This is a genomic window from Dermatobacter hominis (assembly GCF_020715685.1).
Taxonomy (GTDB): Bacteria; Actinomycetota; Acidimicrobiia; order Acidimicrobiales; family Microtrichaceae; genus Dermatobacter; species Dermatobacter hominis.
Window position 1 is genome coordinate 2,469,142 of sequence record NZ_CP085840.1, and the last position, 16,585, is coordinate 2,485,726.

The following is a 16,585-nucleotide window of genomic DNA, read 5'->3' on the forward strand; positions in this document are numbered from 1 at the left end:
ACGCGGCGGAGCACATCCGGGACGGGGCCGACCCGCGGGTGCCGAACCGGTCGTGGTCGCCTGCCCCGAGCCCGTCGTGGTCGCCTGCCCTGAGCCGTCTTGGTCGCCTGCCCTGAGCCGTCTTGGTCGACGGTGCAGCAGCGTGCCTAGAGTGGGCCGGAACGCCCGAGCGGCCGGTGCTGGCACCGCGCGCCGGGGGGCTCGGCCAGTGGTGCCGGGTCCGCCGAGCGAGTGCTAGAGAACAGCCGAGCGGTAGGACCCTGACGCGGCGGAGGCAGCGTTGACCGAGATCCCCGAGCACCTTCTGGCCCGCAGCAAGGCGCGCCGTGCCGCCATGGGCGGCGGCGGTGGCGACGACGCGCCCGCCGCGGCCACGCCGGCTGCCGCCGACGCCGCGACGCCCGCGCCGGCCGCTGCGGCGGCGCCCGCGGCCGCAGCGCCCGTGGCGCCGGTCGAGGCCAAGGTCGAGCCCACCCCGCCGTGGGTCGAGGCCGCGCAGGCCCGGAAGAAGATCCCCTACTGGGCCGTCCCGGTCCTCTTCCTGCTCCCGCTCTGGGCCGTCGTCTACGCGCTCACGCTCGACCCGCCCACCAACGCCGACAGCCCGATCACCGTCGGCGCCGAGGTGTACAGCACCAACTGCGCCACCTGCCACGGCCCGACCGGCGGCGGCAGCGGCAACATCCCCGCCCTCATCGGCGACACCGCTGTCACCAAGGAGTTCCCGAAGCCGGCCGAGCAGATCGCCTGGGTGGCGCTCGGCTCCGCCGGCTGGACGCAGGCGGGCGAGACCAAGCTGCCCGGCGGGAGGGCCGTGGCCGGCGGCATGCCGGCGTGGGCGGCCTCGCTGGAGCCCGAGGACCTGATGGCGGTCGTCCTCCACGAGCGCACGACGCTCGACAAGGAGGAGTTCGACATCGAGGCGTGGGAGGACGGCTTCGAGGAGACCCTCACGAAGTACGTCCCCGACGAGGCCGACGCCTACATGGCGGTCCTCGAGGAGTGGAAGACCACGCCCCCGGCGTGAGCAACCGCTGGAAGCTGCGGCTCCTCGGGATCGCAGCGGTCGTCCTCGTCGTGATCGGCATCGTGCTGGTCGTGACGGGGGGCGACGACGAGCCGGCCGGCCCGTCCACCACCACGACGACGGCGGCCGAGGGCCAGGCCCCCAGGGCCACGCTGCCGCTCGACGACACCTCGACCGCCGGCGTCAGCGCGCTCGCCGGGCTCACGATCCCCGACGGCGTGGCCGACTTCCTGTCCGCGGGCACCGAGGACCGGGCGCAGCTCGACGTGACCTTCACCCTGCCGACCGACCAGGTGGCGACGTTCACCTCGGGTTCGGGCTTCCCGACCCTCGTCGAGGGCGACCAGGTCATCACGCACTCCTCGCCGCTCTGGAAGGTCAACCCCGGGGGCACGGTGTCCGGCGCGGCCGACACCTTCCGCGGCGACGACGGCTCGGTGGCCCGGGCGGTGGAGACGGTGCCCGAGGGCGACCGCGTCCGCGTCCGCCTGGTGATCAGCCCGGCGGGCTGAACCAGGCCGGCGGCAGCCGTCCGTCGGCTCCGACGGGCGCTGCGGCTCGGGCGGGCGGGGCGGCGGCACGCGCCGACGCATCGGGTACGACGGCGGCACCGCCATCGGCCGCACGCGCCCGGTGCCGGAGCCGCGCCACCACCCGGTGGAGGCTGAAGCGGGAGTGGTGCTCCGGGTGCGACGGCGGCGGCTCGTCGGGGTGGCGGACGTAGCTGACCACCGCCTTGATCGCGCCCACCGTCGGCACCGCGAAGAGCGCCCCCACCACGCCGCCCACGGTGAAGCCCGAGATGGCGGCGAGCATGGTGACCGGGGCGGAGAGCTGGACCGCCCGTCCGACGATCGTCGGCTGCAGCACGTGGTTCGTCAGCAGCATGAAGACCAGGAACGTCACGGTCATGATCACGGCGGGCACGAGGCCGGCGGCCAGGCTCACGAGCACGACGACGACGAAGCCCATGAGCCCGCCGATCTGGGGGATCAGCGAGGTGAGCGCCGCCCAGACGCCGAGGACCGGGCTCAACGGCGCGCCGGCGATCAGCGCCCACACGGAGACCCAGATCCCGTTGAGCAGCGCGATCAGCAGCGACCCGGCGAAGTACCGGCCGATGACCGAGTAGACGATGCGGCCGATGTCGTCGGCACGGGGCCGCCCCGACGCCGGCACGGCGCCGCGGACGGTGTCGACCAGCCGCGGCCCCTCGAGCAGCGCGCCGATCGTGACCAGGAGCCCGAGCACGAACGCGCCGAGCCCGAAGCCGACGCCCTTGGCGACGTCGCCGAGGTTGGCGTCCTCCTGGCCGATTCGCTCCGGGAGGGAGGCGAGGAACTCGCTCACCTTCCGGGGCACGCCCCACTCCACAAGGTGCGGACCGAGCACCGGGACGTCGCGCAGCGAGTCGACCGTCCGCGGCAGCTCGGTGCCGAGCGTCCTCGTCTGGCTCACGAGCTGCGGGCCCGCGAGCGCGACGAACAACCCGAACGCCGCGCCGACGAGGACCACCACGCCCAGCACCGCGACGCCGCGGGCGACGCCGGTGCGCTGCACGCGCCCCACGAGCGGGTCGAGCGCCATCGCGACGAACAGGGCGACGACGATGAGCGTGACGCCGATCGAGGCCGTGCGCACCGCGCCGACCACCAGGGCCAGCGCGACGAGGAGCGCGAGCACCGTGGCGACGCTGCGCCAGTCGAGGTCGACGAGGAGCACCGGCGACCGCGCCGGGCGGGCCTGGCGCGCCACCGGGTCGTCGGGCGCGGGCTCCTGCTCGACGGCCATGCGGCGCACACTACGAGGCACCGGCAGCGCACCGGTCGATCCCCCCGGCCATCCTCTGACCGGCGATCGACCGCTCGTAGGATCGCCGGATCGACCCCGAGCTCCCCCCGCCCTCGGCCCCGTCGCGCGCCGCCGTCGCCCCGTCCGACGGCGCCTCCGACGACGGTGGCCGCGCCGCGACGCCGACGCTGCGGCTGACGCCGACCTCGCTCGTGCGGGCGATCCTCGTCGTCGGCGTCGTGGCGGTGTGCGTCGGCGTCGCGCTCCGCGCCGCGGGGCCGGTGATGTGGTTCGTCGAGGCGGCGCTGGTGGCCGCGCTCGCAGCGCCGGTGCTCGGCCGGATGCGGCGCCACATGCCGGCGGCCGTCGCCGTGCTGGCCCTGACCGCCGCCGCGCTGGTCGTCGTGGGCGTGCTGGGAGCGGTGGCGTTCAGCGAGCTGCACGACGAGGCGTTCCGGTTCCGCGACAGCGTCCCGTCGGCGGTGCGCGACCTCCAGCGTGACAAGCCCTTCGGCGGGCTCATGGAGGACCTCAAGGTCGCCGAGCAGGTGGATCGCCTCTCCGACGGCCTGGCCGAGCGGTTCGAGCTCGGCGCCGACCTGCCGGGGCTGGCCACGGCCCTCGGCGGCAAGGTCTCGACCGGGTTCATCATCTGGGTGCTGTCGGTGATGCTCGTCTTCACCGGCCCCGGCATGGTCGACGCGACCGTCGGCCTGCTGCCCGACCGCGCCGCGAGGGCGGTCGGCCCGGCGCTGCGGCGCGCCTACGGCGACGTCGTGCGCTACCTCGGGCTGACCTCGCTGCGCGCCCTCGTCGTCGGCGTCGCCGTCTACGCGGTCGCGTCAGCGCTCGGCATCGACATGCCCGCCCTGCTGGCCGTGGTCGCCGCGGTCTGCGCGTACATCCCGTACGTGGGCCTGGTCCTGGGCGGCCTGCCGCTGGCGCTGCTCGCCGTCCTCAACGGCACGACCGAGGCGGCGCTGATCTTCCTCGGCGCGGTGGCCGCGCAGACGATCGACTCGCTGGTGGTGCAGCCGCGCATCGACCGACGCTCGTTCTCGTTCGGGATGTTCCCCACGCTCGTCGTGGCCATCATCGGCTTCGGGCTCTACGGCGTGGTCGGGCTGTTCCTCGGCATCTTCGCCGGCGCGCTCCTGCTGGCGCTGGGCGTGGAGCTCGGGCCCGACCTCGGGATGGGGCGGACCGGACCGGCCGGCGGCGGCGACGGGGCCACCGACGCGGGCGAGGTGCTCGACGACGTGCCCGACGAGCTGCCGGTCGGCGACGACGGGGCGGCCGTCAGGGCCGGCTCGGCCGCAGCAGCCGGGACGTGACGCCCTCGATCACCGACGGCGGCCGCTCGCCCGAGGCGACGGCGTCGAGCACCGACTCGAGCTCGTCGTCGATCTGCGACGTGTAGGCCTTCCGGGACCACATCACCCCGGCCCCGGCCGCGGCCGAGGCGACGGCCCCGCCCACGGCGGCGCCCCAGCCCCACGGCGGCAGCAGTCCGACGGCCGACGCGGCCACGCCCGTGACCGTGACGGCCGTGCCGCCCGCCGCGGCGTTCTGGCGGCTCCGGGTGGCGTCGACGAGCAGCCCGACCACGCAGCGCCGGTCGTCGAGCGCCGTCACCACGACGCGCACCTTGCGGACGTGGGCCAGCCGCTCGCCGCCCTGGACCGCGTGCACCGCCCGCTGCGCACCGGCCACGGGGTCGTTGCGGCGGGCGTACTCGACCCACCCGCTGGTGCCCTCGCCCGCCGGCGTCGAGCGGGCGCGCCGCAGCACGCGGCCCTTGCGCATCCACTGGTCGACGCAGTCGGTCAGCCCGTCGACCGAGCCCTCGACCACGCGGGCGACCACGAACCGCTCCGGTCCGAGCAGCGCGTCGGCCCGCCGCGGCCGCCGCTCGAGCAGGCCCAGCTCCTCCTCGACGACCGCGCGCCGCACCTCGGCGCGGTCGATGCCGAGCTCGTCGGCGGCGTCGAGGAGCGCCTGCACCGAGACGCGCTGGTCGACGTCGTCCACGCCGTCGAGCTGCACCGCCCGGCGCAGCACCCGCTCGGCGGCGTCCCGGTCGAGCTGGCTGCGGTCGACCGTCGGGCGCCCGGCCGCGCCGGTGGTGCGCCGATCCGACGTCGCGCCGGTGGCGCCGGTGGCGCCGCCCCCTGCCGTGGCGGCGCGGGTCGAGGTCGCTCGCTCGTCCCCGCCCGCGGCGGACCGGGGAGGCTGCTGGGCGGCGGCGCCGGCGGTCACGGCGCCCAGCGTACGGGTCGCCCACGCCGCCTCGCCGTCGCGACCGGCCGCTGGACCGGCGGTCCTGTCGCCCCGAGGGTGCGCACGGCGGGTCAGAGCGTGGCGGCGACCTCGTGGGCGGCGGCGATCGTCGCCTCGACGTCCTCGGCCGTGTGGGCGAGCGACGGGAACAGCACCTCGTACGGGCCGGGGGCCAGGGCGATGCCCCGGTCGAGCATCCCGTGGAACCAGGCCGGGTAGCGACCGACGGCGACCAGCCCGGCGGCGGTGGCGAAGTCGACCGGCTGCTCCACCGCGGCGCCGCCGCCCGGGCCGAAGAACACGCCGAGCAGGGGCCCGACGCGGGGCACGACGGCGGGCACCCCGGCCGCGGCGAAGGCCGAGCGGAGGCCCTCGGCCAGCGTGTCGGCCGTGGCCGAGAGCTGGTCGTAGGCCGCGGCGTCGAGCTGCGACAGCACGGTGAGCCCGGCCGCGGTGGCGAGCGGGTTCCCCGACAGCGTGCCCGCCTGGTACACGGACCCGAGGGGCGCGAGGTGGGCCATGATCTCGGCCGTCGCACCGAAGGCGCCGACCGGCAGACCGCCGCCGATCACCTTCCCGAAGCACCACAGGTCGGGCGTGACCCCGGACCACTCGGTGGCGCCGCCGACGCAGATGCGGAAGCCGGTGATGACCTCGTCGAACAGCAGGAGGGCGCCGACCCGCGTGCACTCGGCGCGCAGCCCGGCCAGGAAGCCGTCGACCGGCGGGACCAGGCCCATGTTGGCCGCGAGCGGCTCGACGATCACGACGGCCACGGACTCGTCGAGGCGGGGCACCACGTTGTACGGGAGCACGATCGTGTCGGCGACGGCTCCGGGTGTCACGCCGCCGGAGTCGGGCCGGGCCTCGGTCCCGAGCACGGCCTCGGCCACCCCGGAGCCGGCGGCGGCGAGCAGCGCGTCGGAGTGGCCGTGGTAGTTGCCCTCGAACTTCACGATCCGGTCCCGGCCCGTGACCCCCCGGGCCAGCCGGATCGCCGACATGGTCGCCTCGGTGCCGGAGCTGACCAGGCGCACCTGCTCGAGGCCCGGGATGCGGGCGACGATCTCCTCGGCCATCCGGACCTCGCCCTCGGTCGGGGCGCCGAACGTCGAGCCGCGGGTGGCCGCCTTCTGGATCGCCTCGACGACCATCGGGTGGGCGTGGCCGAGGATCGACGCGCCGTAGCTCTGGACGTAGTCGATGAACTCGCGGCCCTCGACGTCGCGGACCCGTGAGCCGCGGCCCGACTCGACGAAGTACGGCGTCCCGCCGACCGACCGGAAGGCCCGCACCGGCGAGTTCACCCCGCCGGGGATGACCTGCAGGCCGCGCTGGTACAGCTCCTCGTTGGTGGTCACGCCGTCGCCTCCGTCATCGTCCGCCGCGGTCCGTCACTGCAGGCGCTCGGCGAGCGCGCGGGCGAAGTAGGTCAGCACCATGTCGGCACCCGCCCGCTTCACCGCGGTGATCTGCTCGAGCGCGACCGCGTCGCCGTCGATCCAGCCCCGCTCGGCCGCGGCGTGGACCATCGCGTACTCGCCGCTCACGTGGTACGCCGCGATCGGCACGTCGACCTCGGCCCGCGCCCGGGCGATGACGTCGAGGTAGGTCATGGCCGGCTTGACCATGATCATGTCGGCGCCCTCGCCGACGTCCTCTCGGATCTCGGCCATCGCCTCCCGGGCGTTGGCCCAGTCCTGCTGGTAGGCCGTGCGGTCGCCGCCGTCGGCGATGCTCACGTCGACGGCGTCGCGGAACGGGCCGTAGAGCGCCGAGGCGTACTTGGCCGCGTAGGCCAGGATCGCCACGTCCTCGTGGCCCTCCTCGTCGAGGGCGTCACGGATCGCGAGCACCTGGCCGTCCATCATCCCGGACGGGGCGCAGATGTCGGCGCCGGCGCCGGCCTGGGCGATCGCCACCTCGCCGTACACCTCGAGCGTGGCGTCGTTGTCGACCCGGCCGTCGGGGGTAACGAGGCCGCAGTGGCCGTGGTCGGTGTACTCGTCGATGCAGAGGTCGGCCATCAGCACGACGCGGTCGCCCAGGTCGTCGCGCAGGTCGCGCAGCGCGACCTGGACGATGCCGTCGGGGTCCGACGCCCCCGAGCCCTCGGGGTCCTTGGTCGCGGGCACGCCGAAGAGGATGACGGCGTCGATGCCCAGGTCGACGAGCTCGGCGACCTCCTTGCGGAGGGACTCGCGGGAGTGCTGCACGACGCCCGGGAGCGACGGCACCGGCACCGGCTCGTCGATGCCCTCCCGCACGAACAGCGGGGCCACCAGGTCGTCGACGCCGAGGCGGGTCTCGGCCACGAGCCGGCGCAGCGCCGGGGTGCGGCGCAGGCGGCGGAGGCGGGTCTGGGGGAAGCTCACGACGTCGATCCTACGAGCCTCGAACCGACCGCTCCCCACCGGGGATCGCGGTCACTCGACGAGCCCGCGCAGCACGTCGGGGCTCAGCTCCAGACAGGAGCCGACCTCGAGGTCGGCGTGCGAGAAGTCCATGCCGCGGGTGAGCGACCCGGGGACCGCCACCGCGGCCATCCCGGCCGCCTTCGCCGCGGCGACGCCGTTGACCGAGTCCTCGATCGCGACGGTCGCCGAGGGATCGACGCCGAGGCGTTCGCACGCGAGGAGGTAGACGGCGGGGTCCGGCTTCGTCCGGTGGACCTCGTCGCCGGTGGCCCGCACGGGGAAGCGGTCGAGGAGGCCCTGCTCGGCGAGGTGCCCGGTCACCCAGTCGTCGGGCGACGACGAGGCGATCGCGACCGGCAGACCGGCGGCGACGACGGCGTCGCGCAGCGTCACCACCCCCGGCAGCGGCTCGAGCCCGGCGGTGCACTCGGCGTGGGCCCGTCGGCGGGCGGGCACGATGACGTCCCGGTCGACCGGGCGGCCCAGCTGCTCCTCGAGGATGTCGGTCCAGTGCGGGTGCTCGAGCGAGCCGATGAAGGTCTTCCACAGCTCGAGGTTGAGCTCCGTGCCGTGGGCGCGGAACTGCTCCGCGGCGGTCACGTACTCGCACCACTCGGTGTCGATCACGAGCCCGTCGAAGTCGAAGACCACCGCCTGCAGGTCGGCCACCTGGTCAGCCCCGGGGGCCGGCGAGGGCGGCGACGACCGAGCTGACGAGCCCGTCGATCGCGTGCACCTCGGCCTCGGCCGTGACGGTCAGGCCCAGCCGGCGCGCCGTCGCCGCGGTGACCGGTCCGATGCAGGCCACCACCGGCGGGGCCCCCGCCGCCGCGGCATCGGGTCCGCCCATGGCGGCGACGAAGTGCTCGACCGTCGACGACGACGTGAACGTGACCGCGTCGGCCGCCGCGACCTGCGCCCGGACCTCGTCGTCGTAGTCGACCGCCTCGGTCCGGTACGCCTCGACGACGTCGACGGTCCAGCCGCGGGCCCGCAACCCGTCGGGCAGGACGTCGCGGGCGACCGCGGCCCGGGCCAGCAGCACCCGTCCGCCGCCCTCGGGCGGGTCGGGGAAGGCCTCGAGCAGCGACTCGGCGACGAAGTGCGGCGGGACGAGGTCGGCGACGACGTGCGCACCGGAGAGCGCCGCGCCGGTCCCCGGGCCCATCACCGCGACGCGGACCCCGGCCAGGTCGCGTCCGTCACGCAGCTCGGCCACGAAGCGGGCGGCGCCGTTTGGCGAGGTGAGCACGACCCAGTCGTAGGAGCCGACGTCCGCCACGGCCTCGCGCAGCGCGGCCCCGCCGTCGGCCGGTTCGCCGATGCGGATCGTGGGCGCGATCACGACCTCGGCCCCCGCCTCGCGGAGGTGGCGGGCGAGCTCGGGCGACTGGTCGCGGGTGCGGGTCACGACGACCGACCGGCCGAGGAGCGGACGGCGCTCGAACCAGTCGAGGTGCTCCCCCGCGACCTCGCCGATGACGATCGTGGCGGGCGGCCGCAGCGCCCGGTCCGCGAGCGTCGACAGCGTCGCCCGCACCGTCGACTGCTCGGAGCGGGTCCCCCACCGGATCGCCGCGGCGGGGGTGTCGGGCGGGAGGCCGCCGGCCACGAGCCGCGCCGCGATCTCGCGCAGGTGCTTCACCCCCATGAGCACGACGATGGTGCCGCCGACCTGCGCCAGCGCCTCCCAGCCGACGTCGGTGCGGCCCTTCGTCGGATCCTCGTGGCCGGTGACGATCGTGACGCTGGTCGACGAGTAGCGCAGGGTGACGGGGATGCCGGCGTAGGCGGGGACGGCGATCGCCGACGTGATGCCCGGCACGACCTCGTACGGGACGCCGGCCGCGGCGAGCGCGGCGGCCTCCTCGGCCCCCCGGGCGAACACGAACGGGTCGCCGCCCTTCAGGCGCACGACCGTGCGACCCGCACGGCCGTGGGCGACGAGCAGCTCGTTGATCTCGTCCTGCGAGGTCGACGGGCCGTCGGGGGACTTGCCGACGTCGATGCGGGCTGCGCCGTCGGGCGCGAGGTCGAGCAGCTCACGGGCCGACAGCCGGTCGTGCACGACGACGTCGGCGCGGCGGAGCACCTCGGCCCCTCGCAGCGTGAGCAGACCGGGGTCGCCCGGACCGGCGCCGACGAGGTACACGGTCACGCCGCACCGCCCGGTCCTCGACCCGCGGCGTCGACCTGGGCGCGCAGGCGGGCCGCCAGCGTGGCGCCCACCCGCTCGGGGTCGTCGCCGACCTCGACCCCGTGGTGCACCTCGACGCGGCCGTCGGCATCGGGCTCGCCGCCGAGGATGGCCCGGACGCTCAGCACGCCGGGCCCGTCCGACTCGTCGGGCAGGAGCGTCGCGTGCGCGCCGGCGGGGAGGGTGCAGTCCCCGCCCAGCTCGGTGAGGAAGGCCCGTTCGGCGTCGACGGTGCGCCGGCTGGGCGCGTGCTCGATCCGCGACAGCAGCGACCGCAGGGGCCCGTCGTCGAGCCGGCACTCCACCACGAGCGCGCCCTGCGCGACCTGGGGCACGACGAGCGTCGCGGGCAGGACGTCGGTGAGCCGGTCCCCGAGCCCGAGCCGCTCGAGCGCGACGGCGGCCACGACGATCGCGTCGAAGTCCTCGGCCTTGCGGAGGCGCGTCGCCATGTTGCCGCGCAGCTCCGCGAACCGGAGGTCCGGTCGCAGGTGCGCGAGCTGGACCCGGCGGCGGGCCGACCCGGTGGCGACGATGCCGTCGGTGGGCAGGTCGACGAGCCGGCGCCCGACGAGGGCGTCCCGCACGTCGCCCCGCTCGGGGACCGCGGCGATCACGAGCCCGTCGGGCGTGCGGGCCGGCAGGTCCTTCCCCGAGTGCACGGCGAGGTCGGCACGGCCGTCGAGCACCGCCGCCTGCACCTCGGTGGCGAACACGCCCTTGCCGCCGATCTCCGACAGCGGGACGTCGGTGCGCCGGTCGCCCTCGGTGCTCAGCGGCTCGACGACGACGTCGACGTCGGCGCGGACGGACCGGATCAGCGAGGCGACGTGGTCGGCCTGCCAGCGCGCCAGCGGGGAGGCACGCGCGGCGATCCGGACCCGCACCGGCGGCTCAGCGCCCGGCTGCGTCGTCCGGTGCGACCGCGCCGTCGGCGTCGTCGGGCACCGGGTTGCCGGCGAGGGCGGCCCCGGGCTCGGCACCGTCGGGGAGGTCGAAGAGGTCACGGACGGCGTCGACCAGCCGGTCGCCCCGGGCCGAGCCGGCGGCGTCGCGCAGGCGGACGGTCGGCTCGTGGAGCAGCTTGGCGACCAGGCCCCTCGTCATGGCCTCGACGGCGTCGAGCTGGGCGTCGGTGAGCCCCGACAGCCGGCCGGAGGACCGCTCGAGCTCCGAGCAGCGGATGCACTCGGCCTTCTCGCGCAGCGAGGTGATGATCGGGGCGACCTGTCGGGCGTTGGTCGCCGCGGCGTGGCGGGCGATCTCCTCCTCGACGATCTCCCGGACGGCGGCGACCTCGCGGCGGCGCCCGGCGATGCCCGCCTCGGTGAAGGCGGCCACCGCGTCCATGTCGAGCAGCTCGACGCCCTGCAGCGCGGCCACGGCGGGATCGACGTCGCGCGGCATCGCGATGTCGACGATCACGAGCGGTTCGGCCCGGCCGACGAGGGCGGGGGCGACGAGCTCGGGGGTGACGACGGCGTCGGGCGCACCGGTGGCGGCGAACACGACGTCGGCGCCGGCCATGGCGGCGGGCAGCTCGTCGAGGCCGGCGGCCCGGGCGGACAGGTGGTCGCGACCGGCGGTGGCCTGGCGGACCAGCTCGGCGGCGCGCTCGGGCGTGCGGTTGGCGACGACCATCTCGGCCACGCCCGCGTCCGCCAGGAACGCGCCCATGCCCCGCCCCATGGAGCCGGCGCCGACGAGCACGGCGCGGGCACCGGACAGACCGGCCCGGGCACCGGCGGCGGTGCAGGCCCCGGCGTCGCCGGTGGGCCGGTCGACGCCGCGCAGCTCGACGAGGCGCTCGCCGGCGAGGATGACCGCCGCCTGCGACACCGAGGTGACGTGACGGGCGATCGAGGTCTCGGTGCGGGCCCGCTTGCCGACCTCGAGGGCGTGGCGGAAGAGGAGGTTGAGGCCCCGGCGCGCGGTGCCCTCGAGCCGGGCGACCTCCCACGCGTCGCGGACCTGGCCGAGGATCTCGTGCTCGCCCGGCACCGCGGAGTCGAGCCCGGCGGCCACCTCGAACAGGTGGCGCACCGCCTGGTCGTCGTAGTGGACGTACAGGCTCTCGGCGAAGCGCTCGGGCGGCAGGTAGGTGAGGTCCGCGAAGAAGTCGCGCACCTCGGCGTAGGCGCCGTGGAACCGCTCGGCGATCAGGTACACCTCGGTCCGGTTGCACGTGGCGAGGACCACGACCTCGGACGTGTCGGCACCGCCGTCGAGCGCGTGCAGCAGCTTGGGGAGGCGGTCACCGGTGACCGCCATGCGCTCGAGGAGGTCGAGCGGTGCGGTGCGGTGGTTCGCTCCAACGACGACGACAGACACGCCTGCTGGCGCTCCTTCGCTCGGGCCGCCACCGCCGGGGCGGGGACGACCACACGGACGGCACCAGCATGCTGCGCGCGGGGGCCGTCCGCCAGTTCAGGGCCCGCCTGTGGCAACCGGCACGGGCCGGGTCGGGCCGGCGGGTGAGGCCAGCAGGTGACGCCGGCCGGCCCGGCGGCTCAGCCGGCCGAGCGGGTGGAGCGCGCGGAGCGGGAGCGGTCCTCGTGGAAGGCGAGGATCTGCAGCTCGACGGCCAGGTCCACGTCCCGGACCTGCACCCCGCTCGGCACGTCGAGCACCGTCGGGGCGAAGTTCAGGATCGAGGTGATGCCCACCTCGACCAGCCGGTCGGCCGCCTCCTGGGCCGCCGCCGGCGGCACGGCGACGATGCCGATGGCGACGCCCTCGGCCGCGACCAGCTCGGCCAGCTCGTCCTGGTGGCGGACCGTGAGGGAACCGAGCTCGCGACCGACCTTGTCGGGATCGACGTCGAGGACGCCGACGACCGTGAAGCCCCGGTTCGTGAACCCGGCGAAGGTGGCCAGGGCGGAGCCCAGGTTGCCGGCGCCCACGATGACGCAGGGCCAGTCGTGGTCGAGGTTCAGCTCGGTCGCGATCTCGACGAGGAGGTGGTCGACGTCGTAGCCCACGCCCCGGGTGCCGTAGGAGCCGAAGTGCGACAGGTCCTTGCGGACCTTGGCGGCGTTCACGCCCGCCAGGTCGGCGAGCTGCTCCGAGGAGACCTTGCTGCGGCCCTCGGCCTGCAGGTCGAGCAGGCAGCGGTGGTACAGCGGCAGGCGCGCGACGGTGGCCTCGGGGATGGAGGCGCGGCCCGACGGTGGCATCCGTCGAACGTACCGCCCTCGTGCGCCCGTTCACAAAGTTGCGCGCCCCGTCGGCGGGCGTGCGCACCACCGCGGGCCGGCGGGCCCACCCGGGGGAACCTCGCCGGGCCTCGCCCCGTGCCTCCTGCCGGGGACATGCTGGGGGCGATGCCCGACGTGCCCGCTCGCCCCCGGAGCGTCCGCCGATGACCGCGGCGTCCGTGATGGGCGCCGTGGCGACGCTGGTGTCGGTCGCGTTCGGCCTGTCGACGCTGGAGCGCTGGGTCGCACGGCGCAGGCCCCACGAGCTCGCCTGGACGGTCTCGCTCGCGATGTTCGCCGCGGCGTCCTTCGCCTACTTCTGGGCCGCGGCGCTGGGGTGGGGAGACCTCGACTTCCGCACCTTCTACCTCTTCGGCGCCATCCTCGACGTGCCGTGGCTCGCGCTCGGGACCGTGTACCTGCTCGCCGGGACACGGACCGGCGACGTCACCCGCTGGTGGCTCGCCGTGATCAGCGCCTTCTGCGCAGGCGTGGTGCTCACGGCCCCGCTGCTCGGCACGCTCGACGTCGCCGGCATCCCGTCGGGCAAGGCGGTGTTCGGCGTCGGCCCGCGGGTGATGGCGGCGGTCGGCTCCGGCGTCGGTGCGACCGTCCTGATCGGCGGCGCGCTGTGGTCGGCCGTGTCGCTCCTGCGGCTGCGCCGCCGGCCCGGGGTGGCCGCGTCGATGGCGATCCCGCCGGGCCGGCTGGCGCTCACCAACCTGTTCATCGCCCTCGGCTCGCTCGTGCTCGGCACGGGCGGCACGCTCTTCGGCACCGGCGACCAGATGGTCGACTTCGGCATCTGGCTGGCGATCGGGGTGACGATCCTGTTCGTCGGGTTCCTGTTCTCCAACCCGGGCCGCCCGGCCGCCGCGCGGGCGCCGACGTCGCCGTACTGGGCCGAGCTCTACGAGCTGGCCACCGCGCCGGCCGCACCCGACGCCGCGGCCGACCGCGCCGCCTGACCGCTCCACCCGCCAGGCCGCGCCGACTGACCTCCCACCCGCCACGCCCGTGCGGGCAGCGCCTCAGCCGAGCAGCCGGCGGATGACCTTGCCGCCGAGGCCCCGCGGGATCTCGTCGACGAACCACACCTTGTTGGGGCACTTGTAGTGGGGCAGGCGCGCCGCGCAGAACTCGATCACGTCGTCCTCCTCGATCGGCATGCCGTCGCGGGCCTTCACGTAGGCCTTCACCGACTCGCCGGTGTGCGGGTGCGGCACGCCGACGACCGCGACGCCCTCGATCGCGGGGTGCTCCAGCAGCACCTCCTCGACCTCGGCGGGGAAGACGTTGAACCCCGACACGATGATGAGGTCCTTGGCGCGGTCGACGAGGTAGAGGTTGCCGTCGTCGTCGACGACGCCGACGTCGCCGGTCCGCAGCCAGCCGTCCTCGCTCAGCACGCGGGCGGTGGCCTCGGGGTCGTTCCAGTAGCCGGCGAACACGTTCGGCCCCTTGACCAGCAGCTCGCCGTGGTCGCCGACGAGCACGTCGTCGCCCTGGGCGTCGACCAGCCGCACCTCGACGCCCGGCACCGGGATGCCGACCGACCCGGCAGGCGTGACGCCGGTGATCGGTGCGGTGACGACGGGCGACGCCTCGGTCAGGCCGTAGCCCTCCTCGAGCTGGAGGCCGAACCGGGCGTCGATGGCGTGCGCCACCTCGACCGGCAGCTTGGCCGCGCCGGACACGGCCCGGCGCACGGTCGCCAGCTCCTCGCCGGTGACGCCGGGGAGCCCGGCGAACGCCGCCCACATGGTCGGCGGGCCGGCGATCGTGGTGACGCCGTGCTTCACGATCGACTCGATGGCCGAGACCGGGTCGAACCGCTCGACCAGGAGGATCGCCGCGCCGGCGGCCAGGCCGACGCCGAGGATCACGTTGAGGCCGAAGATGTGGAACATCGGCAGCAGCCCGAAGACCACGTCGTCGGGCTCCTGCACCCGGTCGTCGGACGCGAGCACCTGGCGGATGTTCGTGTAGAGGTTGCCGTGGGTGAGCATCGCCGGGCGGGGCGCGCCCGCGGTGCCGGAGGTGAAGATCAGCACGGCGACGTCGTCGGGCGAGCGCTCGACGACCGGCGCCGGCTCGTGGACGAGCAGGTCGTCGAGCAGCAGGCCGAGCGGGCCCGGCTCGAAGCCCGCGCCCATGAAGTGCTTCACGGCGGGCAGCGTCGACCAGTCGATGTCGCGCAAGGCGTTGCGCGCCGTCGGCGTCGCCACGATCGCGACCGCGCCCGACTCCCGGAGCTCGTGCGCCATCGCCGCGGCCGGGTTCGTGGGGTTGAGGGGCACGGCCACCAGGCCCGCTCCGAGGGCGGCGAGGTACGACACCACGAAGTACCAGTTGTTGCCGGCGATGATGGCCAGCCGGTCGCCCGGCTGCAGGCCCATCTCGACCAGCCCGCCCCGGAGCCCCGCGACCTGCGTGCGCAGGGTCTCGTAGTCCGTCTCCCGACCCCGGCTGATCAGCGCGGTGGCCTCGCCGGGGTGTTGGTCGATGATCGTCGCCAGGTTCACCGGCGGCGACGCTAGCCCTCAGCCGCTCCGCGGGACGGGCCTCGCGTGGGTCGACGCTGCGGCCCTCGGCGCCGGGTCAGCGGGCGAGGACGACGAGCTGCAGGAACGCCGCGCCGACGATCACGAGCATGAGGATGACGACGGCGATGGTCGTGTTGCGCCTCATCCGGCACCTCCTGGTCCGTCGTCCGGCCCGTCGCCGGGCCCGTCGGGTCCCGCGCCGCGCCGCCCGAACTGCACGGTGACGGCCGTGACCGGGGCGTCGCCGCCGGGATCGTCGATCGGTCGCAGGGTGACGGCGTCGCCGGGGCCGACGCCCAGGTCCTCGGCGGCGCTGGCCTGCCGGGCGGCCAGGGCGATCAACCCGTAGCTGTCGACGACCAGCGCGACCGCGCCGATCCCGATCTCGTCGAACGCGACGGCCCGGCGCGCCGTGCGCCGTCCGGCGTCGAGGAGCACCTCGAAGTGGTCACCGCCCAGGCCGTCGAGCTCCTCGGGGTCGACGTTGAGCTGCGCGTTGCCGTAGCGGTCGACCCACAGCACCTCGGCGATGAGCCCGCCGTCCTCCTCCCGTGTGATCGGCAGGACGCCCGGGAAGAGCGTGGCGGTGTCGACGACCTCGCCGAGCTCCTCGAGCGGCACGCCGTTGCACAGGTGGGCCGCCGCGGGCGCGAACACGTCGCGCCCGTCGAACAGCGGACCGTGGGCCGGCAGCTGGTGCTCGGGGTCGTTGAGCCACACCGCCCGCGTCGCGCCGCCGAGCATGCCGACGGCCGGGGCGAGCACGCCGTTGTCGGGGCCGATGAACACCGCCCGGCCGTCGCCGACCTCGACCGCGATCGGCCGGCGGTGGGTGCCCACGCCGGGGTCCACCACGGCCACGATCACGCCCGGCGAGAGGTACTGCACGCTGCGGGCGAGCGTCAGGCCCGCGGCGCGGACGTCGTAGGGCGGGATCCCGTGGGTGATGTCGATCACCGTGGTGCCCGGGGCGAGCTGGTGGATGACCGAGTGCACGACGCCGACGAACTCGTCCGCGTGCCCGTAGTCGGACAGGAACGAGACCGTGTCGTAGGAGTGCCCTGCGTCGTCGTCGGCCACGGCCGCCGAACCTACCGCCCGGGGCGCGGACCGGACGAAGCGCGTCCGGC

15 protein-coding genes are annotated in these 16,585 nt (G+C 75.4%); 4 read left to right on the forward strand and 11 right to left on the reverse strand.

What is annotated here, in order from left to right:
- The first annotated feature begins 280 nt into the window (after window positions 1-280).
- Window positions 281-1,027 (forward strand): c-type cytochrome, encoded by a 747-nt coding sequence (locus LH044_RS11590; RefSeq protein WP_227755745.1) that lies wholly within the window; start codon window positions 281-283, stop codon window positions 1,025-1,027.
- Window positions 1,024-1,539 (forward strand): hypothetical protein, encoded by a 516-nt coding sequence (locus LH044_RS11595; protein WP_227755746.1) that lies wholly within the window; start codon window positions 1,024-1,026, stop codon window positions 1,537-1,539. The genes LH044_RS11590 and LH044_RS11595 overlap by 4 nt, the downstream gene beginning before the upstream one ends.
- Here the strand turns inward: LH044_RS11595 and LH044_RS11600 are convergent.
- Window positions 1,523-2,818 (reverse strand): AI-2E family transporter, encoded by a 1,296-nt coding sequence (locus tag LH044_RS11600; protein ID WP_227755747.1) that lies wholly within the window; start codon window positions 2,816-2,818, stop codon window positions 1,523-1,525. The genes LH044_RS11595 and LH044_RS11600 overlap by 17 nt on opposite strands.
- Window positions 2,819-3,030: 212 nt before the next feature.
- On the opposite strand from LH044_RS11600, the gene LH044_RS11605 reads away from it, so the two are divergent.
- The gene (locus tag LH044_RS11605) at window positions 3,031-4,152 is read left to right on the forward strand and encodes an AI-2E family transporter (protein WP_227755748.1); all 1,122 of its coding nucleotides are present in this window, start codon (window positions 3,031-3,033) and stop codon (window positions 4,150-4,152) included.
- On the opposite strand, the gene LH044_RS11610 is transcribed toward LH044_RS11605, so the two are convergent.
- The 8 genes from LH044_RS11610 to LH044_RS11645 form a co-directional block, all read right to left on the reverse strand.
- Window positions 4,118-5,077: a hypothetical protein gene (locus LH044_RS11610; RefSeq protein WP_227755749.1), complete on the reverse strand. Its 960-nt coding sequence runs from the start codon at window positions 5,075-5,077 to the stop codon at window positions 4,118-4,120. The two genes, LH044_RS11605 and LH044_RS11610, sit on opposite strands and share 35 nt — an antisense overlap.
- Window positions 5,078-5,169: 92 nt before the next feature.
- Entirely contained in the window at window positions 5,170-6,459 is a 1,290-nt protein-coding gene (gene hemL, locus LH044_RS11615; protein WP_227755750.1) for a glutamate-1-semialdehyde 2,1-aminomutase, read from the reverse strand.
- Between the two features lie 33 nt (window positions 6,460-6,492).
- Complete coding sequence (gene hemB / locus LH044_RS11620) at window positions 6,493-7,473, reverse strand: porphobilinogen synthase (protein WP_227755751.1); 981 nt, start codon at window positions 7,471-7,473, stop codon at window positions 6,493-6,495.
- 51 nt (window positions 7,474-7,524) lie between these two features.
- On the reverse strand, window positions 7,525-8,184 hold the full coding sequence (locus LH044_RS11625; RefSeq protein WP_227755752.1) for an HAD family hydrolase: 660 nt from the start codon (window positions 8,182-8,184) through the stop codon (window positions 7,525-7,527).
- A gap of 4 nt (window positions 8,185-8,188) precedes the next feature.
- On the reverse strand, window positions 8,189-9,673 hold the full coding sequence (cobA, locus tag LH044_RS11630) for a uroporphyrinogen-III C-methyltransferase (protein WP_227755753.1): 1,485 nt from the start codon (window positions 9,671-9,673) through the stop codon (window positions 8,189-8,191).
- Window positions 9,670-10,599 (reverse strand): hydroxymethylbilane synthase, encoded by a 930-nt coding sequence (gene hemC, locus LH044_RS11635; protein WP_227755754.1) that lies wholly within the window; start codon window positions 10,597-10,599, stop codon window positions 9,670-9,672. Before hemC ends, cobA begins: the two co-directional genes overlap by 4 nt.
- Before the next feature lie 7 nt (window positions 10,600-10,606).
- Window positions 10,607-12,043 carry a glutamyl-tRNA reductase gene (locus LH044_RS11640; protein ID WP_227755755.1) on the reverse strand — a complete coding sequence of 479 codons (1,437 nt, stop codon included), beginning with the start codon at window positions 12,041-12,043 and terminating at the stop codon, window positions 10,607-10,609.
- Window positions 12,044-12,222: 179 nt separating this feature from the next.
- Window positions 12,223-12,888 (reverse strand): redox-sensing transcriptional repressor Rex, encoded by a 666-nt coding sequence (locus tag LH044_RS11645; RefSeq protein ID WP_227755756.1) that lies wholly within the window; start codon window positions 12,886-12,888, stop codon window positions 12,223-12,225.
- A 185-nt stretch (window positions 12,889-13,073) separates the two neighbouring features.
- Between LH044_RS11645 and LH044_RS11650 the strand changes: the two genes are divergently transcribed.
- The gene (locus tag LH044_RS11650) at window positions 13,074-13,877 is read left to right on the forward strand and encodes a hypothetical protein (RefSeq protein WP_227755757.1); all 804 of its coding nucleotides are present in this window, start codon (window positions 13,074-13,076) and stop codon (window positions 13,875-13,877) included.
- A gap of 63 nt (window positions 13,878-13,940) precedes the next feature.
- Here LH044_RS11650 and LH044_RS11655 read toward each other — a convergent pair whose 3' ends face one another.
- Both LH044_RS11655 and LH044_RS11660 read right to left on the reverse strand, forming a co-directional pair.
- Window positions 13,941-15,434, reverse strand: coding sequence for an AMP-binding protein (locus LH044_RS11655; protein WP_227755758.1), 1,494 nt, complete (start codon window positions 15,432-15,434; stop codon window positions 13,941-13,943).
- 162 nt (window positions 15,435-15,596) lie between these two features.
- Complete coding sequence (locus tag LH044_RS11660; protein ID WP_227755759.1) at window positions 15,597-16,535, reverse strand: SAM hydrolase/SAM-dependent halogenase family protein; 939 nt, start codon at window positions 16,533-16,535, stop codon at window positions 15,597-15,599.
- Window positions 16,536-16,585 lie beyond the last annotated feature (50 nt).

What these genes read in the sequence shown, in the direction of transcription:
- LH044_RS11600 (WP_227755747.1), bottom strand. Translation starts at nt 2,818, where the DNA reads ATGGCCGTCGAGCAGGAGCCCGCGCCCGACGACCCGGTGGCGCGCCAG.
- LH044_RS11645 (WP_227755756.1), bottom strand. Translation starts at nt 12,888, where the DNA reads ATGCCACCGTCGGGCCGCGCCTCCATCCCCGAGGCCACCGTCGCGCGC.
- LH044_RS11650 (WP_227755757.1), top strand. Translation starts at nt 13,074, where the DNA reads ATGACCGCGGCGTCCGTGATGGGCGCCGTGGCGACGCTGGTGTCGGTC.